Below are 24728 nucleotides of genomic sequence, written 5' to 3'. Positions count from 1 at the left end.
ACCTATGCTTCGATCATAATTACAGTTTGAAACAAGTTATTTTATTTGTGTTTGTTCATCCATTTCTAGAGATAGATCACGAAATTGTGCTAAAAGTTCTGGGTCGATTCCATCTTCTTTCATACGCTCTAAATATGCAGCGTCTAAATCATTAACATCTTTGGTCAAATTATCTCTATCTTCATCAATCAAACGTGTTTTAATTGCCATAGAACACACCTCGTTTCAATATATTTAGAATACCCTATAATCACCTTTTTTTCAAGGCAGGCACATACAAGAAAAAAAAGGATCCATAAGGATCCTTTTGATCATACATCAAGTTCTTACTTTAATTCAGAGAAGTATTTGATTGTACGAACCATCTGGCTAGTGTATGAATTTTCGTTGTCATACCAAGAAACAACCTGTACATGAGTGTTTCCATCAGCCATTTCATGAGCCATTGTCTGAGTAGCATCAAACAATGAACCATAACGCATACCGATGATGTCGCTAGATACTAACTGTTCTTCAGTATAACCGAAAGATTCAGTAGCAGCAGCTTTCATAGCAGCATTGATTTCATCTACAGTTACTTTTCCTTCAACAACTGCAACTAAGATAGTTGTAGATCCTGTAGGAGTTGGAACACGCTGAGCTGAACCGATAAGTTTTCCGTTCAATTCAGGGATAACTAGACCGATAGCCTTAGCAGCACCAGTAGAGTTAGGAACGATGTTAACTGCAGCAGCACGGCTACGACGTAGGTCACCTTTACGCTGAGGTCCATCAAGAGTCATCTGGTCACCAGTGTAAGCATGAACTGTAGTCATGATACCAGACTGGATTGGAGCTAATTTGTTCAATGCATTAGCCATTGGAGCCAAGCAGTTTGTTGTACAACTAGCTGCAGAGATAACAGTATCTTCTGGAGTTAAAGTTTCATGGTTTACATTGTAAACAATAGTTGGAAGGTCGTTTCCTGCTGGAGCAGAGATAACAACTTTACGAGCACCTGCTTTGATGTGTGCTTCAGCTTTAGCTTTAGAAGTATAGAATCCTGTACATTCCAAAACTACATCTACACCAAGGTCACCCCATGGCAATTTAGAAGCATCAGCTTCTGCATAAATTGTGATTTCTTTTCCATCAACTGTGATTGAATTTTCGCCAGCTGTTACTGTGTCAGCTTTAGCATAAGTACCCTGAGTTGAATCGTATTTCAACAAATGAGCTAACATTTTAGGGCTAGTCAAATCGTTGATAGCTACTACTTCATACCCTTCAGCACCAAACATCTGACGGAAAGCCAAACGTCCGATACGTCCAAATCCGTTGATTGCAACTTTTACTGTCATATCAGTAAATCCTCCTTTAATAATCATCAATATTATAGAATTTAGATACCCGTTTGTCAATGAATTAACTAGTCTAAAAGTGTAAATTATGTGTTAAAATATCTAAACCGTAATTCGTTAAATACTCTATATTTATTCCATTAAAAAAAAGTGTTAAAATATAGCTTATATAAGGAGGATCATTATGAATCAGTCAAAATTATTAGACTTGTTGGAAAGTGATGCACGACTATCAAGCCAGGATCTTGCCGATATTCTTAACGAGGATAAAGATGAGGTTGCCAAAGAAATCAAAAAATTAGAAGATGAAAAAATAATTTGTGGTTACCATACCGTTATAAATTATAACAAGGCATTACGAGACGAAAAAGTACTTGCCTATATAGAAGTAGACTGTATTCCACAAAGAAATAAAGGATATGATAAGACTGCATCTTTGATTGCAAATTATCCTGAAGTAGATACGATGTATTTATTAAGTGGTGATTGCGACTTTTTATGTTTGGTTCAAGGAAAAACAATGTTTGAAGTTGCACGTTTCGTATCTGATAAGATCGCCTGCGTTGAAGATGTCCGCAGCACAAAAACATTATTCGTCTTAAAGCAGTATAAACAAAGCGGTATCGTGATCGTTGATCAGGAAAAAGAAGAACAGCATAGATTGGTCGTGACACCATGAAAGAATTATCAAGAAAAGTAAAGGACATTAAGCCAAGTGGAATTCGTAAATTCTTTGATCTTGCCAATACGATGGAAGGCGTTATTTCACTTGGTGTAGGTGAACCGGATTTTAACACTCCTTGGCATATTTGTGAAAATGCAATTTATTCCATGAGTCAGGGAAAAACGCATTACACCGCAAATCGAGGATTATTAGAACTTAGACAGGAAATCTGTAAATTTCATAAAACTCGTTACAATCAAAACTACGATCCAGAAACGGAAACTTTGGTTACAGTTGGTGGATCGGAAGCTATCGATATAGCTTTTAGAGCTTTACTTAATCCAGGCGATGAAGTAATCATGCTTGATCCAAACTACGTTGCCTATGCCCCAGCAGTTGAGTTAGCGGATGGCAAATGCGTTATGATCCAGTTAAAAGAAGAAAACGATTTTAAACTTTTACCTGAAGATCTAAAGAACGCTATTACCGATAAAACGAAAGCTTTGATGATCAACTTCCCTAGTAACCCAACCGGTGGTGTCATGACATATGAAGACTATGAAAAACTTGTTCCAATCATAAAAGAATCAGGGATCTATGTTATAAGTGATGAAATCTACGCTGAACTCAGCTTTGATCAAGAATTTGCCAGTTTAGCACAATTTGAAGAAATTCGTGATCAGGTCATTGTCATTAATGGATTCTCTAAAGCTTTTGCTATGACGGGATGGCGTTTAGGATATGTTCTATCCAACAAAGAAATAAGTGCTCAAATGACAAAAATCCATCAATACATCATTATGTCAGCTCCAACTGCTGCACAATATGCTGGTTTAGAAGCACTAAGAAACGGTATAGATGATGTACTTGTAATGAAAAATGATTATTTAAACCGAAGAAATTTGCTGGTTAATCGTTTAAATCGCATGGGACTAAAAACAAACATGCCTCATGGAACATTCTATGTTTTCCCAAACATTCAAATTACCGGGCTCTCCAGTGATGAATTCTGTGAAAAGCTTCTTGAAGAAGAAAAGGTTGCCTGTGTACCAGGAACAGCCTTTGGTGAAAGCGGAGAAGGATTTATACGAATCTCTTATGCTTACAGCTTAGATCACATCAAAGAAGCTTGCGATCGCATTGAACATTTCATTTCGTCTAGAATTAAATAGCAGCTGACTAATCAGCTGCTTTTTTTCTTACTTAAAAAGAGCAGGAATTGTAATATTCCTGCTCTTATGATTGTGTTAATTCTTTCATTGCCTGTTGGAAATGAACTGTTTTATTATGAGCATCTTCTTTAGAAGCTCCTTTGATACAATAGTAGAATTTACATTTTGGTTCTGTTCCGCTAGGTCTTACTGCAATCCAGCTTCCATCTTCTAGATAGTATTTCAATACATCTGACTTTGTGAAGCCAGTCAATTCAGTAACTTTGTCACCTTCTTTGATCACACATTCTTTATAATCTTCGCTCTTAACAACTTTCGTTCCACCAATTTCAGCTGGAGAATCCTTTCTTAGATTTGCGAGAATTTCTTTGATTCGGTTCGCTCCTGCTTCACCAGACAATGTTAATGCAACTTGACTTTCTTCATATGTTCCATGACGATCGTACAAACTGTCTAATACATCAACAAGATCTTTTCCTTCCTGTTTATAGTAAGCACAAGCTTCTGCCAACATCAAACAAGCTTGAGGAGCATCTTTGTCACGAACAAAAGGTTTGATCAATGATCCATAACTTTCTTCATAACCAAATACATAATTCTTTTCGTGTGTTACTTCATATTTGGCAACTTTTTCTCCAATGAATTTAAATCCAGTTAATGTCTTTTCAGTCGTAACACCATAATCAGCTGCGACTTTCTCACCTAAATCGCTTGTTACAACAGTATTGAACATAACAGGGTTTTCAGGCATTTTATTCTGTTTTGTCAATTGAGAACAAATATATTCAATTTCTACTGAACCAGACTGATTACCCGTTAATACAACATATTCACCATTGTGTTTTACACCTACACCCATTCTATCAGCATCTGGATCACATACTAATATCAAATCTGCATCATTTTTCTTTGCATATTCCAAAGCCAATTCATAAGCTCCTGGTTGTTCTGGATTTGGAGTTGGTGTATTTGAAAAATCTGGATCTGGTGTGCATTGTTCTTCAACAGGAATACAAGTATAACCAGCACGTTTATAAACTTCTTGAACTGGAATATTGGCTGTACCATGTTCTGGCGAGAATACGATCTTAATATCTTTATTTACATCCGGATTTAACTGAATGCTTAAAACATTTTTATAGTATTCTTCATCAACATCTTTACCTATAACAGTAATTAATTTTTTCTGTTCTTCTGTACAATTTGCATCAATAGCCAATTCATCTTCGATTGCATTAACTTGATCGATAACCTGTGCAGCTAAAGAAGGAATCAACTGACATCCTTTATCATCATACAATTTATATCCGTTATATTCTTTTGGATTATGACTTGCGGTAATCATGATACCACCAAAGCATCCTAAATGACGAACCGCAAAACTTAATTCTGGTGTAGGTCGTAGTGATTCGAATACATAAGATCGAATATTATTTTTAGCTAAAAGATCAGCACAGTCAAAGGCAAGTTCTCTAGACATATGACGATTATCATATCCAATGGCAATACCTTTTTCACAAGCTTCTTTACCAACGGCAATAATATAATTTGCATACCCTTGTGTTGCTTTTCGAATCGTATGAATATTAATACGATTTGTACCCGGACCTAATAGTCCTCTCATTCCAGCTGTACCAAATTCAATTAATGTATAGAATGCATCGTTTTTTTCTTCTTCGTTCATATTTTCTAATACATCTTTATAACGAGCATCTAGATTTGGGTGATTCACCCATTTTTCATATCTTTCTTGAGTTAAAGACATAATAAATTCCTCCTGTTAAATTTCTAATGGAATTATAGCACAATTTGAGCAATATGTAATCGTTTTCAATCAAATATGATTAAAATCCATTGATCTTTTCAAAAATTCTCATATTGTTTTCCATATGAAAATAAAGAGGTCGACACAATTTAGTCAACCTCTTTCTTATCCTTAACTATTATAATTAAGCGATGATTTTCTGTGCGCGCAATACTTCTTCGATTGCAGCTACAGCAGCTTCTTCGTCTTCACCAGTACAGCTGATAGTAATTTCAGACTGAGTTGGGATTCCTAAAGACATAACACCCATGATTGATTTCATGTTTACTTCACGTCCTTTGAAAGCTACATTGATTTCACTTTTAAATTTACTTGCAGCATTTACAGCTACTGTTGCAGGACGTGCATGCAATCCAACTGGATCGATTACAGTTACAGTTACTTGTTTCATTATTAATTCCTCCTAATAAACCTAAAAATATTTTAGTCCATTTTTATCAATAAAACAATACTAAATAGCATTTTTTGATTACGCTTCCAAAATCAAAACATTTAATTCCTTTAACTCTCTTGCAAAGATACCATCTTTTATCACAAGACGTTTTGTAAATGTTCCATCATATACCAAGGAAGCACCACAACTAGGACTTCTTTTCTTTAGGATTGCTAATGTTATTTTTTCTTTTTTAGCAATTTCCAAAGCTTTTTTTGCTCCTAATTGATAAGGATACGTATAATCATTTCCATCTTTACCGATTACCTTATCTCCTATAATCTCACAAGGAATTCTAGGTATGGATAATCCACCCATCACTTCAGGACAGACTGGAATGATTTCATGTCCCTTTAATAATTCATTTAAAATAGGATCGTAGTTATTACCACCTGAATATTTACAGTTATGACCTAATAAACAGGCGCTGACCAATACTTTCATTTACTGATTCAACAACTCATCATATAACAGGCAATATGTTTTAGCACTGTTCTGCCAAGAAACATCGGAATTTAAAGCATTTGTGACTAACATATCCCAATCCTGCTTACGATTATAGTATACATCGATCGCATAATATAATGTGTGGATCAAATCATTTGAATCGTATTTTTCAAAGCTGAATCCGTTCCCTGTTTTATCATATTCATTATATGCATTAACTGTGTCTTTTAATCCACCTGTTTCACGTACAAGAGGTAAAGTACCATAGCGCAATGAACATAACTGAGATAATCCGCATGGTTCAAACAAACTTGGCATCAGGAACAAATCGCTTGCTGCATAGATTCGATGAGCAAGGCTTTCATTATATCCTTGATAGAAACAAATCTTTCCTTTATTGCCGTTTTCAAGCTCTCTGAACTTCTGTTCGATTTGTTTTTCGCCGCTACCTAAGATAACCAATTGAATTGGAGCTGCACATAATGCATCAAGTTGTTCCATCAAAAGATAGAAACCTTTTTGCCAAGTCAAACGACTTACACATCCAACCAACATTACATCTTTATTTTCATCTAAGCCCAATTCTTTTTGCAATGCCAATTTGTTTTTAAGTTTCTCACTTTTAATATTTACTTTATCAAAGTGATATGGAATTTCTGGGTCGGTTTTAGGGTTCCACAATTCAATATCGATTCCATTTACAATGCCCCACAAATCATACTTACGCATATTCAATACCGCTTCTAGATGTTCACCATATTGACTTGTAAGAATCTCCTGTGAGTATGTTGGAGAAACAGTAGTGATCTTATCAGAATAAAGGATACCTGATTTCATGAAGGAAATACCTCCGTCGAAACGCACGTTTCCGTTATCTAATAGATAATAAGGTAAACCTAGACATGAATCTAACATTTCAGGGCCAAAGTTTCCTTGGAACGCTAAATTATGGATCGTGTAAACAAAACGAATCGCGTTGTAACGTGAGTCATTGTTATGTGTTTCTTTGATCATACAAGGAATCATACCAGTATGCCAATCATGACAATGGATGATATTAGGCCAGTAGTTCAACTGATTCAACATTTCGATAACAGCTTTCTGGAAATACGCAAAACGTTCTCCATCATCCTGATATCCATATAATGTATCTCTTTCAAAGTAACCTTGATGCTGGATAAAGAAGAAACAAACATCATCTACCATTTTTGAGTATACACGTACAGGAACTTCCTGATAGTTAATAGATACTGTATATTCACAATCGAAATACAATTCATCCATGTATTTTTCAGCAATCTTGCGATATAAAGGCATAACTACTTTCACTTCATGACCCTTTTCTGTCAAAGCTAAAGGCAATGAACCAATAACATCGGCAAGACCACCTGTTTTAATGAAAGGAAGGCCTTCACTGGCAACCATTAAAATTGAAGCCATTAAACATTCTCCCTTCTACCGATATACAAAGGATCTTCCGCATTACCGATCAATTCTTTTTTCTTAAGAACCTTAGAATGTTTATCAATGATCACATTCTTCAATACAGCATCTTCCCCAATGACAACATCGGACATAATAACACAGTTTTCAATCTTAGCACCTTTGCCAATTACACTTCCACGACCAATGATCGAATTCTTTACAGATCCGCTGATCTGACATCCATTGGCAATAAATGAACCGCTTGCACTTCCACCTTTTAAATAAATTGCTGGTGCTGTATCACTTGTACGAGTGTAGATTGGCCAAGAGTCTTTAGAGAACTGTTTCATTTGAGATTCTTCCAGTAAAGCTAAATTACTTTCAAAATAAGAACGTAAATCATTGATACAGTAAACATTTCCACGATAGTTGATTGCACGAATATCCATATCAACACAGTGATCATTTACGATATCTTTGAACCAGTACATACTGCTGACTTTACGTGCTTCCTTAACAAGTTGAATAAATAATTCTTTTGATAAGATATAAGTTTGCAAAGAAAGAGCACGGGTCTTGTAATTACCAAGATTCTGTTCAATCTTTAATACACCTTTTTGGCGATTCATCTGTAATACATCACAGTTGATATATTTATCTTTTGCATCATCTACGTTTTGATAAAGAATAGAAATCTCTGCTCCACTTTCAATGTGCTGATTTAACAAATCTTTATAATTTGCTGTATAGATCATATTAACTGGTGCAATGATTACATAATCATTGGTGTTATCTTCAATCTGATTAATATTGTTGTAATAACTTTCTACATCTGGAGCAAACTCTGGATTACCGCGACCCTCTTCATTGTAGTATGGAATCAAATCAAGGCTACCATGTTTTGAATTGATATTGTATTGACGACCATCTCCAATATGCTCGATCATAGGGCGAGGATTTCCCTTGATGAAAACCTGGATCTCATCAATTCCTGAATTTGTCATATTTGAAATCGGAAAATCGACAAGACGATATCTTCCTAAAAAGTTAAAACCTGCGATAGGACGATATTCTTGCAACCCTTGAACATATACGTTAAGTCCGTTGTATGTAATAATTCCTAATGCGTTACACATATGCTTACTCACCTTTCTTTACTCGTTTTGAGATCAGAGCAATTTCTTTATTATCTAAAGAACCTACAACTGCACCAGCATCGATCTTAACACCTTCAGCAACGATAGCACGATACACTTTAGCTCCTTCTCCAACATGAACACCTGGCATCAATACAGCCTGCTGTACATCTGCACCTTCTTCAATTGTCACATGATTGAACAAAACAGAATCTTTTGCGTTTCCACGGATAATAGCACCCTGGTTAATGTAACAATGTTCAACTGAACCAGTAGAACTTACATAGTGAGGTAAAGCTGGAACGTCTTCTGTATAAATCTTCCAATTTGGATCATCTAGATTTAATTCATTATTCTTTTCTAACAAGTCCATGTTTGCTTCCCACAAGGAATCGATAGTACCAACATCTTTCCAATATCCTTCAAATTTATAAGACATTAAATTCTTACCTTGTTCAAGGAATGAAGGAATGATATTTTTACCAAAATCATGAGCACTGCCTTCAACTTGAGCATCTGCGATCAACTCTTTTCGTAAAGCTTTCCAGTTAAAGATATAAATACCCATACTTGCCAAGTTTGATTTTGGCTGTGCTGGTTTTTCTTCAAATTCTATGATACGTCCATTTTCATCACAGTTCATGATACCAAAACGACTAGCTTCTTTCATAGGAACTGGTAAGACTGCAATTGTACAGTCAGCATTATTGGCTTTATGACAAGATAACATATCTGCATAATCCATTTTATAAATGTGGTCTCCAGAAAGGATCAAAACGTATTCTGGATCAAAGCGATCGATAAAGTCGATATTCTGATTGATCGCATCGGCAGTACCTTGATAAACATCAAATTTAGTTCCATCTTTTTCACGTGGAGGTAAAACATAGACACCGCTTCCCCGAGTATCTAAGCCCCATCTTTGTCCAGCACCAGCATAAGCATTCAACTGAACTGACTCATACTGTGTCAAAACACCTACTATATCAATATTAGAGTTTGCACAGTTGCTCAAAGGAAAATCGATAATACGATATTTTCCACCAAAGTATACGGCCGGTTTCGCATTGTTTTTTGTAAGATCAAACAAACGAGTTCCTCGACCACCCGCTAATATCATTGCGAGCATATTATTTTGTTTCATACTCATCCTCCTATTTAGTATATTTACTATTAAAGTATATCACTTTTTTCTAAAAATAAAATGCTTTTCCGGCCTTTTTGTATGCGTTTACATAATTTTAATGAAAAATAGTTGAAAATTTTACTTCTCAACTATTTTTATAACTATTCACTTCTTAAAGCTTCTACTGGATCTTTTTTACTTGCATACTTTGATGGAATCAAACCAGCAATAATAGTCAATAATAAGCTTATTAATACTAAAATTATTCCACCCTGCCATGGCAAGATTGCAATATTAGCCACACCAGTATAATGCTCAACGATTGTGCTGATTGGGAAATTTAAGATCAATGTAATCAAAATACCCAGTACACCAGAGATCAATCCTTCAATGAAAGTTTCGGCATTGAATACTCGGGAAATATCTTTCTTAGAGGCTCCAATAGCACGAAGGATTCCAATTTCTTTTGTTCTTTCTAGTACAGAGATATACGTAATGATACCAATCATAATGCTCGAAACGATCAAAGATACGCTGACAAAACCGATTAATACATAACTTATCATATTAATGACTGTAGAAACACTTTCTAACATCATTCCTATAAAGTCATTATATGTGATCACATCCGCCATTTCACCATTTGATTTTTGTTCTTCATTGTAATCATTGATCATATCACTGATCAATTCTTTCTGTTCGAAACTGGATGCATAAATTGAGATTGCCGTTGGAGAATCCGTATCTACAACTCCAATTTTAGAAAGATTGCTTTCATATGTCGCATTGACATTTTCATTGTAACTAGCCATATATTGCATCAATTCAGATTCAGACATAGAAGCCATCATCATTCTTTGTTCGTCTGTTAAATTCGATAAGGATAATTCATCTTGTTCATCAAAAGACTGCCCAGTAAATACATTGGTGTTTGGATTATCTATTTGTTGTTTAGCTATCTCGCTTTGGGATGACTGTTCGATAATATAATCCTGCATATCATCTGTGTACATCACGCCACCCATGGTCATACGTTTTACTGATGAATCTTTTGGTTTTATTATACCTACAACTTTTACTTCCAAGGCATTGTCTACTACATTTTGAACAAATTCTTCGTCATCGCTTTGATCAATCCAAACACCATTGGATTCTCTATATAAATCAGAAGGTAAAACAAGCTTAAAGCTCATATTCAAAATCTCCTCTGGAGTATACGATACTGTATCAGAAGTTTCGATTTTTTCAATATTACCATTTAGCAACTGATTGTAATTATTAACCAATTCATCCTGGTCCATCAAACCTAATGAATATAAAGCGTAATCTGTAATCTGATTATTCTCATCTACAGCCAAAACAACTTCATTATAGTCATTAGCCCATTCGCCATTTACCAATTCATATTCTTCATCTCTTAAAACAGAACTTGTCGGTAGTTTTGTCCAGACTTCATTATTAGCCATCGTTGTGCTTGAAGACATAAACTGGTTCTGCAAGCTCATCATGTCTGAGAAACCTAGCCTTTCCAGTAAGCCATTTGGACTTACCTGAATTAGTCCTTTGTCCCCATTGTCATTATAGATAAGCGGTGTAATACTGTAATCATACTCAATTGCCTTGGTATTCTTTACAAATTCTTTCCCCTCTTTTGAATCCAAATATTCTTTAAAAGCTGTCAGGTTATTAGATTCTTCACTAGATAAAGAATTTAAAATATCATTTACATACGGTCTAGAAGTTATATTATCAGTATCATTGACGCTTTCATCACTGTGCATTTCCATCATAGCTGACATCATAGCTGACATATCCATCGAATTATCTTGTATCTCTATTGGATAAGATGCCATCGTATCATTTTCTACAGTATTAATATATGTTTGCACACCGTTTGATAAAGATAAGATCAATGCGATACCGATGATACCAATACTTCCCGCAAAGCTGGTTAAGAATGTTCTTCCTTTCTTTGTCATCAAGTTGTTTAAACTCAAAGATAAAGCAGTCTTAAATGACATAGATGGTTTTGCCAGATTCTCTTGTGATACATCAATTTTTTCCTGTTCAGATACTGGATCCGAATCACTTTGTATCTCTCCGTCCAGTAATCGAATGATGCGTGTTGAATATTGCTTAGCAAGATCTGGATTATGTGTAACCATAATGACCAATCGATCTTTTGCAATTTCTTGTAAGAGATCCATGATCTGTACACTTGTCACCGAATCCAAAGCACCCGTTGGCTCATCTGCCAGTAAGATATCCGGATTGTTCACCAAGGCGCGTGCAATCGCAACTCGCTGCATTTGTCCTCCTGACATTTGAGTTGGCTTTTTATCCAATTGATCTTTTAGACCAACTTTCTCTAAAACCTCAATCGCTCTTTGGCGACGCTCTTCTTTTCCAACACCTGTCAATGTCAAAGCAAGCTCAACATTGGATAATACGCTTTGATGCATGATCAAGTTATAACTTTGAAAAACAAAGCCTACACGATGATTACGATATGTATCCCAATCTTTATCAGAATAATCTTTTGTAGATTTTCCATTAATGATCAAGTCTCCACTTGTATAATGATCTAAACCTCCTATGATGTTTAAAAAAGTTGTTTTACCACATCCACTCTGTCCTAGAATTGATACAAATTCATTATCTCTAAATGTAACAGAAACTCCTTTTAATGCATGAACAACTTCATTGGATGTTTGATAATCTTTGACTAGATTTTTACACTCTAACAAAATATTCACCTCTAATTCAAATATGTTGTTATTATACATTTATTTAAGTCACTTAACAATATTTGTGAAGAAAAAGTTACTCTACAATGTGATAGAGTAACCATTCACTTAGTAAGTTTTTTAACAATATCTTGTAATTGATTTAATTGATCAGAAAGTTTTCGATCCGGGAACGCACGTACAATATGTTTTTTACGTAATTCATCGACCATCTCAACACGTTTTTGAATTCTTTTCCTAACAACATCCAATTCTTTATGATCATTGATCCATCTTTCAAATTCTTCATTTAGAAGATCACGATCCGATTCAAATTGTGCTCGTAATTCGTCAATATCTTCTTTCAATTTCAAGAACACTTTCTTACGACGCAATAATACAATGACTGTATTGACAATATCGATCACAAAGAAAATTGTAAACATGATTAGGAAGATAACCAAAAAACCTAAAGGAATTCTCTCAACAAAACGACTCACAATAGGATGAAGGCCATAAACAACCACTAATGCCATTAATCCAAACAACAGTGAGTTTTGAAGACAAATTCTACCATTGATGTTAAATGGATATGTACTATAATCCCACCATCTAGTTGCGAATAACTTTTCCATAACAAAGCTTGTAATATATTCGAGAATGCTTGTTAAGACCATTCCAAATATAAAAACGACAATTGGATGTTTAGAAACCATTAGCAAAGGATAAATTACAAGCAAAGCTCCAAAACCATAGATTGGACAATAAGGACCATATAAGAAACCACGGTTAATAAATTTTCTTTTTCCAATTCCACAATAAATATCTTCGCAAACCCATCCTAAAAAAGCATAAACGATGAAATAAGTGTAAGCATATAATAATTCCATATTAACCCTCTTTCATCGTTTCTGACAATTTTGCGTTTGCTAACATCAAACGAATTCGATTTTCCTGATTTACTTTAGAAGCGCTTGGATCATAATCAATTGCGACAATATTGGCTTCAGGATATTTTTCTTTGATACGACGAACCATTCCCTTGGCAACGATATGATTTGGAAGGCAGCCAAATGGCTGAGCGGAAATGACATTGGTAACTCCAGATTTTATCAAAGAAACAACTTCACTTGTTAACAGCCAGCCTTCTCCCATCTTAACTCCTTTATCAATAAAACCTTTTCCGTTTTCTATGACTTCACTAAAATCATCAGGAGCTGTAAATGTTCCATCTTTATTAATTGCATCAATAAATTGTTTCTGCATGTGCATAATAATACCCTTCGCCATCGAATATAAAGGATAGCTGATCGCATTACGATTATAATACTCATGATCAATCAAACCATTTTCAACGCAATACAAACCAAAATCCATAACACCCGATAAAACTGGTTCAAACCCTTCATTAATCAAGTAATCGACTAGATTTTGATTTCCTAGAGGAGAATATTTCATATAAATTTCTCCAACAATACCTATACGAATCTTTTTTTCATCGTTTCTTGGAATATTTTTAAAGCGTTGTATCATATATTTATAAATCTGTTTTGATTTGCGATATTGATTATTGTTAAAATATTCAACTAAATCATTCAAGATATCATCTATTACCTGATCCGTTTGACCTTTGATCTTTTCATATGGCTTTACTTGATTTTCCAGCCACATCAATGCATCTCCATATAATACAGCATAAAGCACTTCCATGATCAAAGCTGGGGTTAATTTAAAAGCGCTGTCCTTTTCAAGACCTGAGAAATTTACCGAAAGGCATGGTATATGCTGCCACCCTTCCATGGCAAGAGCTTTTCTTAACAAAGGAAGATAATTGCTGGCACGACATCCTCCAGCCGTCTGTGTGATAACCAAAGCTACATGATCAAGGTCATACTTTCCACTTTTTAAGGCATCAATAAACTGTCCAATGACCAACAAAGCTGGATAACATGTATCGTTATGAACATGGCTTAATCCTTCTTCTTTTACAGAATCTTTCATATTTTCCAACACTTCAACTTTATATCCGTTTTTCGCAAAGATAGGTGTGAACAAACGAAAATGAATCGGTAACATTGAAGGTACCAGGATTGTGCTGGTCTCTTTCATTTCCGGTGTAAACTTAGCATATGAATTATCCATGTTGACCCCCTTTATTTTGTGCAAGTGCTGACTGTAAAGAACGTAGACGAATCTTTACTGCACCCTGGTTATCGATTTCATCAATTTTGATTTGTGTATAGAATTTATGACCTTCTTTCAAAATTGTCTTCACTTCATCGGTCGTGATCGCATCAATTCCACATCCAAAACTTACAAGCTGGATCAAGTTCATATCTGGATTTTCACATACATAATGTGCAGCTTGATATAATCTAGCGTGATATGTCCACTGATTCAAAACATTAACCTTATGTGCTGGCTGTCTAGGAACACTTTCTTCGCTGACCACTACAAAACCTAGTGTTGTCAAAAGTTGATTGATCTGATGATTTACCAATGGGTCTAAGTGATATGGACGACCACATAATACAGCTATCTGTAAATTATGCTCACGCGCAAATTTAACGGCATCAATATGTTTTTGAACCAATTCTTCATGAAAATCGCGATATTTGTTCATAGCCGTTCTAAAGGCAATTTTGACATCATTTTTATTGAAATGAATATCGACAGTTTCAAAAGCTTTGATCATCTTTTCAACAAAGTTCTTCTCGTTGTCAAAACTGATAAACGGGTATAAGAATTTTGTATTATTTAAATCCATATTAGCTGCAATTACTTCTGGATAATAAGCAACTAAAGGACAGTTATAATGGTTATCTGATTGATTTTCATCCAAGTTATAAGTCATACAAGGATAAAAGATCAAAGGAAGTTCTTGATCTACAAGTTGTTTAATGTGACCATGTACAAGTTTTGCGGGAAAACAAGCCGTATCACTTGGAATTGTATGCTGTCCATCATGATACATATCCAATGTACTTGGTGTGCTCCATACAACTTCATACCCTAAGACATCAAAGAAATTTGTCCAAAATGGTAATAAATCATAATTATTCAATACTAAAGGCATACCAATCTTCTTATCATGAGAAATATTTTTTTGAACCTTTTGCATCATAGATGCCTTTTCTTTGAAAAGATCGGGAATTTCCAATTTTTCTTTTTGATCATGAATGATCATCTTTTCGCACTTATTTCCTGCAACTAGACGACTACCATCTGAAAAAGTATTAATTGTTAAAGCACAATGATTTGTACAACCTTGACAAGTTGTAGAAACCGACTTATGAGTGAAATTTTTTAATTGTTCATAATTTAAGATTGAACTTCGTGTACGATGAAGTTTTTGAGCGTATAATGCAGCACCAAAAGCTCCCATTAAATGTGCAATGCTGGGACGTATTACTTCTAGGCCAAGCTCTTGTTCAAAAGATCTTAGAACTGCATCGTTTTGGAAAGTTCCGCCTTGAACAACGATATGTTCTCCGATATCTTTTTTATTCTTCGCACGAATTACTTTATATAAAGCATTTTTGACAACTGATTTACACAATCCGGCTGAAATATCTTCGATCGTCGCACCATTCTTTTGAGCTTGTTTTACACCTGAATTCATAAATACAGTACATCTAGTTCCCAGTTCAACAGGATTTTTTGATTTTAGTCCCAATTGGGCAAAGGTTTCAACATCATACCCTAAAGATTTAGCAAATGTTTCGATGAATGAGCCACAACCGCTGCTGCATGCTTCATTCAATACGATATCATCAATTCTTCCATCTCGAATCTTAAAACATTTGATATCCTGACCACCTATATCAAGAATATAATCCACCTCCGGATTAAATAGGCAGGCAGCCGTATAATGCGCAATTGTCTCAACGATCCCACCATCTAAATGGAAGGCGTGACGCATTAATTCTTCCCCGTACCCGGTTGCATACGATCCATAGATACGAATATTTGGATTTGTTTCATATATCTTCATCAAATCTGCTCTAACGACCGCTAAAGGATCTCCTTTATTAGATGTATAAGATTCATACAATATTTCATGATCTTCATTTAATAAAACGAGTTTTGTCGTCGTTGATCCAGAATCGACACCAAGATAAGCCTTACCAGTATATAAACTTAAATCTGCATATTTAGCATCACTTTGATGATGACGAGCTTTGAAGGTCTCATAATCCGCTTTATCTTCAAACAAAGGCCTTGTACTTTCCGTGCTGGATGGTGCGTTCAAAAGATCTTCAAGTATAGAAACAAGTTCATCTCTTGTAAACATCTTGTCCGCACATAAAGCAGCTCCTAAGGCGACAAAATTGATTGCGGTATCTGGACAAGTAATTTGATCGTCTGCAAGTTTCAAAGTTTCCTGGAAACGATCTCTTAGACCAGACAAGAAATACAAAGGGCCTCCCAAAAACAAAACATTTCCCTCAATATTTCTTCCTTGCGCTAAAGATGTGATCGTCTGATCTACGACTGCTTGAAAAATACTAGCACTCAAATTCGATTTGCTGACGCCTTGATTGATCAAAGGTTGTACATCCGTTTTCGCAAAAACTCCACATCTAGATGCGATTGGATAAATCTTATCATGTTTCAAACTAACTTCATTCATCGTTTCAAGATCAACGTCCAATAAACTAGCCATTTGATCGATAAATGCACCAGTACCACCTGCACATGTTGAGTTCATTCGCTGTTCAATAGAACCTTTAAAGAATAATATCTTTGCATCTTCTCCACCTAGTTCTATAGCACAATCTGTATCTGGATAATATTTACGAATGGCTGTCGCACTGGCAAATACTTCTTGAACAAAAGGAAGCTTTCCATCATCACATAAACCTAAGGCTCCTGAACCACTTATCGCAAACTGAAATGGTTCCTTCGTATATCTTTCGAGTTCCTTAATTTTCTCTAAAGCTTTTTGACGCACCTGCGCCTTATGTCTTTCGTAGCTTTTATAACAAATTTGTTGATTTTCATCGAGTACAACAGCTTTTATCGTTGTACTGCCTATATCAAAACCAATCTTATAAGTCATACATACACCCCACTAAATATGTTATTATACTCATTTTTTTAAAAAAATCACTTATTTTGATTAGATTTGTTAAGATACTTAAATATCTACATTAACATAATAAAAAAACTTGCAGAAATCTGCAAGTTATTTAATATGAAACAGTCTTTTTAACCCTCTTTTGATGACATCAAAAAAGCTTAAGGAGCGAAACATTCTGTCTTCTGGAACGTATTTTTTTACTTCTTTTAACGTCTTGATATTATCTCGCGTAGAGAATGTAAAATGCATGCCCTCTTTGGTGAATATCACAAACCGTGAAATTTTCTTTTTAAAAAGAACACTTGCTTCAACACGATCGATTTCTGTCCAAGGAATCTGAATAAAATCCTGAACATTCTTTTCATTATAGAATTCAAAAGCTTTATCACCAATCATGATATTTCCATAGGTTGTTAATCCAAGCATAGAAGTTGCATGGATCGTAAAATCAACTTTCGTATTTTGCGACTGAGCCATGGTTTCCTCCTTTTAAAAAAAGGCCGGGATACCCGGCCTAAAAGACTTTAGTCCAAAGATTATTACATGATACCTGCTAAGTGAGCCAAGATACCAACGATGAACAATGCGATGATGATAACGATTGGAGAAACTTTTTTCTTTAACAACCAGCAACATAGCAATGTTAATAATAGAGCAGCAAGACCAGGAATCAACTGATCTAAGTTAGCCTGTAATGTAGTTTCTTTGATTTGGTTAAGACCTGCACCGCCCAAAGAATTATATTGTTCTAAGGCAGATTTGATGCCTTCTGCATCCCCAGTGATTTTTGACCAGTCAATGTAAGCACCTGTAGATTGTTCAACACTAGATACAACTGGCGTAAATGAAATACTTACCCAACGCTGAACTAAGCCACCGATGATGAACATACCAAGAATACTTGCGCCAGAAGTGATTTTTCCTAGCAATCCACCAGACAAGTCTTTAGTAATTTCTGTACCAACTTTATACCCAAATTCCTGAGTATACCAAATAAATGCAAAACGAATAACGTTCCATGCTACGAAGAATAAGATAGGTCCTATGATACTTCCTGACAATGCAAGAGAAGCACCCATTGCACCTAAGATAGGTCTCAATGTGAACCAGAATGCAGGGTCACCAACACCAGCCAATGGACCCATCATACCAACTTTTACACCCTGGATAGCTTCATCATCGATTGATGCACCATTTGCCTTATCTTCTTCTAAAGCTAATGTAACACCAACAACTGGAGCTGATACATAAGGATGTGTGTTGTAGAATGCCATATGACGTTTCAATGCAGCAATCTGATCTTCTTTGTTAGGATATAGACGTTTGATTGCTGGAATCATTGAATAGCACCAACCACCATTCTGCATACGTTCATAGTTCCAAGAACCTTGAAGGAACTGATGACGGAACGCTACAGAAAAACGGTCTTTTTTAGTTAATTGAATTCTTTCAGCCATTTTATTTTACCTCCTTCAAGTTTCCTAGTAATCATTTAAGATATCTCCTAATGGATCACCAGAACCAGTGTTTCCTTTAGAGCCACCACTTTCTTTAAGTCCTAAGTAAACAAGTGCGATAACAACACCGATTACACCAAGACCGATCAATGTGATTTCGCTGATACATGCAACAACGAAACCTAAAGCAAAGAATGGCCAAGTTTCTTTTGTAGCCATCATGTTGATAACCATTGCGTAACCAACAGCAGCTACCATTCCACCACCAATACTCATACCATCAGCTAACCAAGCAGGCATTGCTTCCAATGCAGCCTGAACAGCTTCAGCAGGAATATAGCATAGTGCAACAGCAGGAATAGCAATACGAACACCTTGCATCAAGATTGCGATAATCTGCCAAGTTTCGATTCCACGGAAGTTACCTTTTTCTGCAGCAGCATCCATGAAATGAACGATTGGAATTGCCAATGTACGACAAACCATTGTTAAGAATAAACCAGCTACTGACAATGGAATAGCAACAGCAATCGCTGAATCAATAACAGTCTGAGCATCTGTTGCTCCACCTAAACCTTTAACCATGATGATTGCAGAAGCTACAGAAGCTAATGCAGCATCTGGTGCAACAGCCGCACCAATGTTTGCCCATCCAAGAGCAATCATCTGAAGTGAACCACCAAGAATGATACCTTCTTCTAAGTATCCACTTACTAAACCGATCAATGTACATGCCACGATTGGCTGATGGAACTGGAATTCATCCAATATACCTTCCATACCAGCAAGAAGGGCAACGACAGCGATCAGCAAAATTGTAATAAAAGACATATATTTTCCTCCTAATTATGCTAGTTCGCTTTTTGCTTTATTTAACAGATCTTCAATCTTTTCTGGAGAATCAGATGGAACTTTACGTACATCAAATTTAACTCCTAAAGACTGGATCTTTTCAATTGTATGAACATCATCCATGTCCATCGCAACAGTTTTAGAGCATACAACTTTACCTGCTGAATGAGCCATAGAACCTAAATTCAATTCTTTGATATCAACTCCACCCTCGATTGCACGTAATGCATCTTGAGGAGTTTCGAATAGAAGCATTGCTTTAGTTGCTCCAAAACGTACGTCTTTAGCAACCTTGATCATCTTATCAACAGGAACAACGTTGGCTTTTACTCCTGGAGGAGCCGCCTGTTCAATCATGCTCTTTCTTAATTCATCTTTACTTACTGCATCAGATACAACGATAATACGTGTTGGAGAAACTGCCTTTGTCCATGCAGTCGCAACCTGTCCATGCAATAAACGAGTATCAATACGAGCTAATACATATTTGATCTTTCCATCACCTAATACTGTACCTTCAGGAATAGCCCCGCGTGGTTCAACCTGAGCTTGTACTGGTTCTGGTTTTTCTGGTTCAAGTTCTTCTGGACGAACTTTTACACCTTCTCTAGCTGTCTCTAAGATATGAGCAGCGATTTCATGCGCTTTTTCCATAGACATTCTTGAAGCATATGTTTCAATCAACATAGGTAAATTCAAACCTGTAACGATTGCCCATTTGTCTTCATGTCCAGCGATCAAGCCATTTGCCTGATTAAATGGTGTCCCACCCCAAAGGTCAACTAGGAACAACACTTCATCCTGGCTTTCGAAAGAAGCAATTGCAGCTTCCATTTTTGCCTTAATGTCTTCTGGTCCTTCGCTTGGCATTAAAGTACAGGCTACACAATCTTGTTGTTTACCAAAGATCATTTCACCTGACTGTAAGATACCATTGGCAAATTCACCATGACTGGCAATGATAATTCCTACCATCTTTTTTCGTCCTTTCTTTTTCGCTTATAGCGTAGAAGAATCAAGAAAAAAAGCCAACAAAAACTACATAAATATTATTATATGAGATTATTGTAAACGCTTAAATTCCTGATAACTAATTGAAGTATAGCATTATTAGTTGATTCAATCAACAAATTTACACATTTTTTCACATATTTAATCTATTATTTATGTTAATTTAACATAATTTGTTAAATAAAAACATTCTCTAAAATAAGTATTAATAATATCTAGACATCTTCTTTTTTTATCGCGATGGATATATTGAAACAGTGCAATTTGATAAATAACCTATAATCCCAATAATCAAACAAGGTAATAAAAAATCAAGCCCGAATACTTCTAAGATCAATACCATTCCAGTTAAATATACATTAGTTGCGCTCATAAACACAATTCCATACCCTAATGCAGAACAAAAGAAAACTGGAAAGCCTAATATATGTCCAAGCATATATCCACTTAAAGCTCCAATTGAAAATAAAGGAGTTACTTCTCCACCATAAAAACCTGCAGCAGCACTTAAAAGTGTTAATATAAATTTAAATAAAATGTCACTTTTAAGAACATTTCCGTTTATAAATACTTCCTCTATTAAATTTTCACCTGATCCTGAATATCGACCTTGTGTAAAGATCATAAACATCATTATCATTAGACTCAATATAATAATAATACGATACTTGTTATTGGGTAACTTTTCATTTATAAATTTTTTTAAACTGTTTAAACTAAATGCAAACGCTTTGCCAATTAAAGTCAGACACAGAATTAAAATTAGCAGCTTTATAATATTCTTTATTTCTACAGCAAAACTATATTGAAAGACATAGGAAACTCGATGAAAACCAAATAGTGCTGCACAAAGGGTTGCCGTAGACGAAGATATCAAACAAGGTATGATTGCTTTATATTGGAATTTTTTTGTATTAAAGACTTCGCAGGCAAAAACTGTAGAAGTGATTGGACAACAAAAGAGACCTGAAAAAGCGGCAGCCACTCCCATCGGTATGACATATTCAATAACATTCATCCGATTACAAAAATGTTTTGAAATCGCAGCCCCCATTTGCATAGATACTCCAGCTCTACCAGTACTAACACCACAAAAATGAGATATTAAACAAGATACAAGCACGAAACAAGCATTCTTCAATGATAAAGAACTGTTTTCATTCTTCTCGGCTTTGAAAACAACATCCATTCCGTTCTTCTCTTTTAATTGTGATTGAGCCAATAAAATCAAGATACCTGCAAATGGAATCAATAAAAAGATATAGGGCATAAATTGAGCTCTGTACCAGTTTGCCTGATTTACCAAAATTTTAAAGAAAGACTCGATAGTTCCAACTATCGCTCCAACACCGACAGCCGCTAAAATCAATATAATATATTTCTTCATCCTAATTTCCCTTGTTATATATTATATATCATAAAAAAATCTTTACAGCAAAGCTGTAAAGATCATTGATTATTCAATTGTAATAGTAGTCTTCCACAAACCATGTAAGTTACAGTATTCATAAACAGTAACTTCACCAGTGCGACCCTTTAGATCAAATTCAGTATGTGGTTTATTATTTGGCGTTAATCCAGATCTTTCGATACTTCCATCGGCAAATTCTGCCCAAATTGATGTGATCCAATGCTCTGGTGTCATCGGATGATCTACACTACCAACATTAATAATTAGCTTATCTCCTTCAACGCTTACTACTGGAACATGTTTTTCAGTAGCTGCATCTGTGTCTCCTGCTTTTAATAAACGAGCTGGTTTTCCACAGCAAACAATTTCTCTTTGTGCATCAACTGGATCAATCACTTCATATACAGTCTTGCATACATCACACTTATAAATATTCATAATAGAACCTCCTCTTTATATTGACATTATATCAATGTTCGAGATAATTAGTCTATGAATATGCTCAACAAAATAAAAACAATTCGCTGCAACAACAATTTAGTATATGTGGTCTTAAAACAGGATATGGAAATACAGCAATTTTATGAGGTATTCTACATTTCTAAAAATCGCCAAAAACTATTTAACATCAATGCCGATACTATACTGTACGCCAATAAAACATATACGATCACGACAAGACGAAAAAACGAACACATCCAGACAAGTCCTCATGGCATAGAAATTGTATATGAAGACGATATATGCCTTATTGTCAACAAGCCAACAAATTTATTAATTCACGATGATGGTACAAGTCCTGATACACTTTGTTCACGAGTAAATTTTTATACTCTTTGTAATAATTACAAGTTTTTCGCTTACCCTATTCATCGAATTGATAAAGAGACAAGTGGTCTTGTTTTCTTTGTCAAACATCCTTTCTTTCACAGTTTTTTTGATCATCAAATCCAGGAACATATCATAAAAAAACAATATTTAGGTGTTGTACAAGGAACTTTTCCATATCGACATAAACATATAGAAAAGCCAATCTCAAGAGATCGGCACGATGCAAAAAAGATGATTGTCTCCAACAAAGGAAAAACAGCCATCACAGATATATATAAAGTAACAACGAAAGATCACTATTCACTATTAAGCATTGGTATTAAGACAGGACGAAAACATCAGATACGCACACATCTAAAATACATAGGGTACCCTATCGTTAATGATCCATTATACGGACATATCTTAGATAATCGAAAGCTCTTATTAGAAAGCTATGCAATCGATTTTTATCACCCTTTAGAGAATAGATTTATTCACATACAAGCCCCAATAGATCCGCGTTTTAAACCATTCTCACATATTGATCTAACAAGCACCATAAAGATGCCATTGCATAAGACACATCAAAAATAGATTTTAATGGTTCATAGGTAATTGGAAGTCTATATCCATTTCCTTTTAACAGCCCATAGAAGTAGACAACAATATCTTCTTTATGGGCATTTTTTAATATTTTTATCGCATCCATAAAACTTATTGGCCGCTGTATAGGCTGTATCGTGCGAAGTCTCTGTAATACTTCTTTTATAAAGTCTTTCCAATCATAAAGATTGACTGCATCCGTTCCTGAACACAAAGCTAAAGCTTCCAACAACATTCCAAATTGGTACATTTCAAAGTATGAATTTATTAATTTTTTTGGTCTATATCCTAATACAGAACTAATAGCTTTATAGAAAAACTCATCTTCGAAGAGAATACCATGATTTTTGAATACCATTTTTGCGTATTGTTCAAAGCGATAAATATCCGGCCAGGAACCACGATTAAATGTATAAACATATCCGCTAAATTCATTGAGGTATTTCATTGTTTCTAAATAACCTAATCGAAGTGAACGAATCCCCTGTTCCGTTCTAAAATCTAAAAAATTAGTTAACGGTAGTATGGGTTCAATATAAAGTGAAATTTCATTTTGATTTATCGTATTATTTCGTCCCGGTCCATGCACATCTATGACAATGATCTTATCTGCATTCATTTCTTTAATCAAAGAAATCGGCACATTATCAGCATAGCCACCATCAATATATTTTTGTCCATCTATATCCATCATTGGAAATGCTGGAAAACAAGATGCACTCGCCATAATGATAGAGACTGCCTGTTCACGTGATATGTCTTCTTTATAAAAAGGTTGTGCTTGCATTTTTGATACATTATACGTCATACACGCATATTCGATATTGGAATGGATAAATCGGTCATAATCAAACATCTTTTCAAAAGAATGGACCAATGGTGAAATATCATTTGATTTTTCTTTAATAAAATGTTCGAGAAATGTTTTGATCTGTTCTTTGTTTTCTAAAACATCATTAAAATTATCAGGAAACTCAAAAAGATCTTTCACAATTTGTCCGGGAGATATGGCATACACAAAATCTACAACTTCATCTATTGTTTGCTGAGTATAAATAGCACCAATAATAGCCCCTATACTGGTTCCTGCTACACAATCAAACTTTATATTGCATTCTTCAAATGCCTGTAAAGAACCAACCTCATAACAACCCTTTGCTCCTCCACCACCTAATACTAAACCATTTTTCATAACGCTAGTATA

General features: G+C 35.1%; 22 protein-coding genes. 3 read left to right on the top strand and 19 right to left on the bottom strand.

What is annotated here, in order from left to right:
• Positions 1-36: 36 nt before the first annotated feature.
• Positions 37-210 (bottom strand): hypothetical protein, encoded by a 174-nt coding sequence (locus HMPREF0367_RS10550; protein WP_015535722.1) that lies wholly within the window; start codon positions 208-210, stop codon positions 37-39.
• Positions 211-326: 116 nt separating this feature from the next.
• Positions 327-1340 (bottom strand): type I glyceraldehyde-3-phosphate dehydrogenase, encoded by a 1014-nt coding sequence (gene gap / locus HMPREF0367_RS06205; RefSeq protein WP_022355960.1) that lies wholly within the window; start codon positions 1338-1340, stop codon positions 327-329.
• Between the two features lie 184 nt (positions 1341-1524).
• Between gap and HMPREF0367_RS06200 the strand changes: the two genes are divergently transcribed.
• Positions 1525-2019: an Lrp/AsnC family transcriptional regulator gene (locus HMPREF0367_RS06200; RefSeq protein WP_035402326.1), complete on the top strand. Its 495-nt coding sequence runs from the start codon at positions 1525-1527 to the stop codon at positions 2017-2019.
• Positions 2016-3176: a pyridoxal phosphate-dependent aminotransferase gene (locus HMPREF0367_RS06195; RefSeq protein ID WP_035402324.1), complete on the top strand. Its 1161-nt coding sequence runs from the start codon at positions 2016-2018 to the stop codon at positions 3174-3176. Before HMPREF0367_RS06200 ends, HMPREF0367_RS06195 begins: the two co-directional genes overlap by 4 nt.
• A gap of 64 nt (positions 3177-3240) precedes the next feature.
• Here the strand turns inward: HMPREF0367_RS06195 and HMPREF0367_RS06190 are convergent, their stop codons facing one another.
• From HMPREF0367_RS06190 to HMPREF0367_RS06115, 16 genes are all read right to left on the bottom strand, one after another.
• The gene (locus tag HMPREF0367_RS06190) at positions 3241-4941 is read right to left on the bottom strand and encodes a phospho-sugar mutase (RefSeq protein ID WP_035402321.1); all 1701 of its coding nucleotides are present in this window, start codon (positions 4939-4941) and stop codon (positions 3241-3243) included.
• Positions 4942-5125: 184 nt separating this feature from the next.
• A complete protein-coding gene (locus HMPREF0367_RS06185; RefSeq protein ID WP_015535716.1) occupies positions 5126-5392 on the bottom strand; it encodes a phosphocarrier protein HPr in 267 nt (88 codons plus the stop codon).
• A 78-nt stretch (positions 5393-5470) separates the two neighbouring features.
• On the bottom strand, positions 5471-5878 hold the full coding sequence (locus HMPREF0367_RS06180; RefSeq protein ID WP_035402318.1) for a 2-thiouracil desulfurase family protein: 408 nt from the start codon (positions 5876-5878) through the stop codon (positions 5471-5473).
• Entirely contained in the window at positions 5879-7321 is a 1443-nt protein-coding gene (gene glgA / locus HMPREF0367_RS06175) for a glycogen synthase GlgA (RefSeq protein ID WP_022356391.1), read from the bottom strand.
• Positions 7321-8442, bottom strand: coding sequence for a glucose-1-phosphate adenylyltransferase subunit GlgD (gene glgD / locus HMPREF0367_RS06170; RefSeq protein ID WP_035402316.1), 1122 nt, complete (start codon positions 8440-8442; stop codon positions 7321-7323). The genes glgA and glgD overlap by 1 nt, the downstream gene beginning before the upstream one ends.
• Positions 8443-8446: 4 nt before the next feature.
• Positions 8447-9586 carry a glucose-1-phosphate adenylyltransferase gene (locus HMPREF0367_RS06165; RefSeq protein WP_022356389.1) on the bottom strand — a complete coding sequence of 380 codons (1140 nt, stop codon included), beginning with the start codon at positions 9584-9586 and terminating at the stop codon, positions 8447-8449.
• 143 nt (positions 9587-9729) lie between these two features.
• Positions 9730-12354: an ABC transporter ATP-binding protein/permease gene (locus tag HMPREF0367_RS06160; protein ID WP_428829653.1), complete on the bottom strand. Its 2625-nt coding sequence runs from the start codon at positions 12352-12354 to the stop codon at positions 9730-9732.
• Between the two features lie 65 nt (positions 12355-12419).
• Positions 12420-13184, bottom strand: coding sequence for a putative ABC transporter permease (locus tag HMPREF0367_RS06155; protein WP_035402314.1), 765 nt, complete (start codon positions 13182-13184; stop codon positions 12420-12422).
• Between the two features lies 1 nt (position 13185).
• Positions 13186-14436, bottom strand: coding sequence for a 2-hydroxyacyl-CoA dehydratase (locus HMPREF0367_RS10825; RefSeq protein ID WP_022356386.1), 1251 nt, complete (start codon positions 14434-14436; stop codon positions 13186-13188).
• Positions 14429-17356, bottom strand: a complete 2928-nt coding sequence (locus HMPREF0367_RS06145) for an acyl-CoA dehydratase activase (protein ID WP_035402312.1) — start codon at positions 17354-17356, stop codon at positions 14429-14431. The genes HMPREF0367_RS10825 and HMPREF0367_RS06145 overlap by 8 nt, the downstream gene beginning before the upstream one ends.
• Before the next feature lie 126 nt (positions 17357-17482).
• Positions 17483-17854, bottom strand: a complete 372-nt coding sequence (locus tag HMPREF0367_RS06140; protein ID WP_035402309.1) for a DUF956 family protein — start codon at positions 17852-17854, stop codon at positions 17483-17485.
• Between the two features lie 62 nt (positions 17855-17916).
• Entirely contained in the window at positions 17917-18834 is a 918-nt protein-coding gene (locus HMPREF0367_RS06135; RefSeq protein ID WP_035402308.1) for a PTS system mannose/fructose/sorbose family transporter subunit IID, read from the bottom strand.
• 24 nt (positions 18835-18858) lie between these two features.
• Positions 18859-19665, bottom strand: coding sequence for a PTS mannose/fructose/sorbose transporter subunit IIC (locus tag HMPREF0367_RS06130; protein ID WP_035402305.1), 807 nt, complete (start codon positions 19663-19665; stop codon positions 18859-18861).
• Between the two features lie 15 nt (positions 19666-19680).
• The gene (locus HMPREF0367_RS06125) at positions 19681-20661 is read right to left on the bottom strand and encodes a mannose/fructose/sorbose PTS transporter subunit IIA (protein WP_035402303.1); all 981 of its coding nucleotides are present in this window, start codon (positions 20659-20661) and stop codon (positions 19681-19683) included.
• A gap of 268 nt (positions 20662-20929) precedes the next feature.
• Positions 20930-22084, bottom strand: a complete 1155-nt coding sequence (locus tag HMPREF0367_RS06120; protein WP_035402301.1) for a chloride channel protein — start codon at positions 22082-22084, stop codon at positions 20930-20932.
• A 69-nt stretch (positions 22085-22153) separates the two neighbouring features.
• Complete coding sequence (locus HMPREF0367_RS06115; protein WP_035402299.1) at positions 22154-22546, bottom strand: desulfoferrodoxin family protein; 393 nt, start codon at positions 22544-22546, stop codon at positions 22154-22156.
• Between the two features lie 54 nt (positions 22547-22600).
• Between HMPREF0367_RS06115 and HMPREF0367_RS06110 the strand changes: the two genes are divergently transcribed.
• Positions 22601-23515, top strand: coding sequence for an RluA family pseudouridine synthase (locus HMPREF0367_RS06110; RefSeq protein WP_051335200.1), 915 nt, complete (start codon positions 22601-22603; stop codon positions 23513-23515).
• Here the strand turns inward: HMPREF0367_RS06110 and HMPREF0367_RS10060 are convergent.
• Positions 23445-24716 carry a patatin-like phospholipase family protein gene (locus HMPREF0367_RS10060; RefSeq protein ID WP_169815941.1) on the bottom strand — a complete coding sequence of 424 codons (1272 nt, stop codon included), beginning with the start codon at positions 24714-24716 and terminating at the stop codon, positions 23445-23447. The genes HMPREF0367_RS06110 and HMPREF0367_RS10060 overlap by 71 nt on opposite strands.
• Between the last annotated feature and the right edge of the window lie 12 nt (positions 24717-24728).

It is taken from the genome of Faecalitalea cylindroides ATCC 27803, assembly GCF_000469305.1.
GTDB classification, from domain to species: domain Bacteria; phylum Bacillota_I; class Bacilli_A; order Erysipelotrichales; family Erysipelotrichaceae; genus Faecalitalea; species Faecalitalea cylindroides.
The sequence above is the reverse complement of the archived record's forward strand: the minus strand, read 5'-3'. Positions and strand labels throughout refer to the sequence as shown.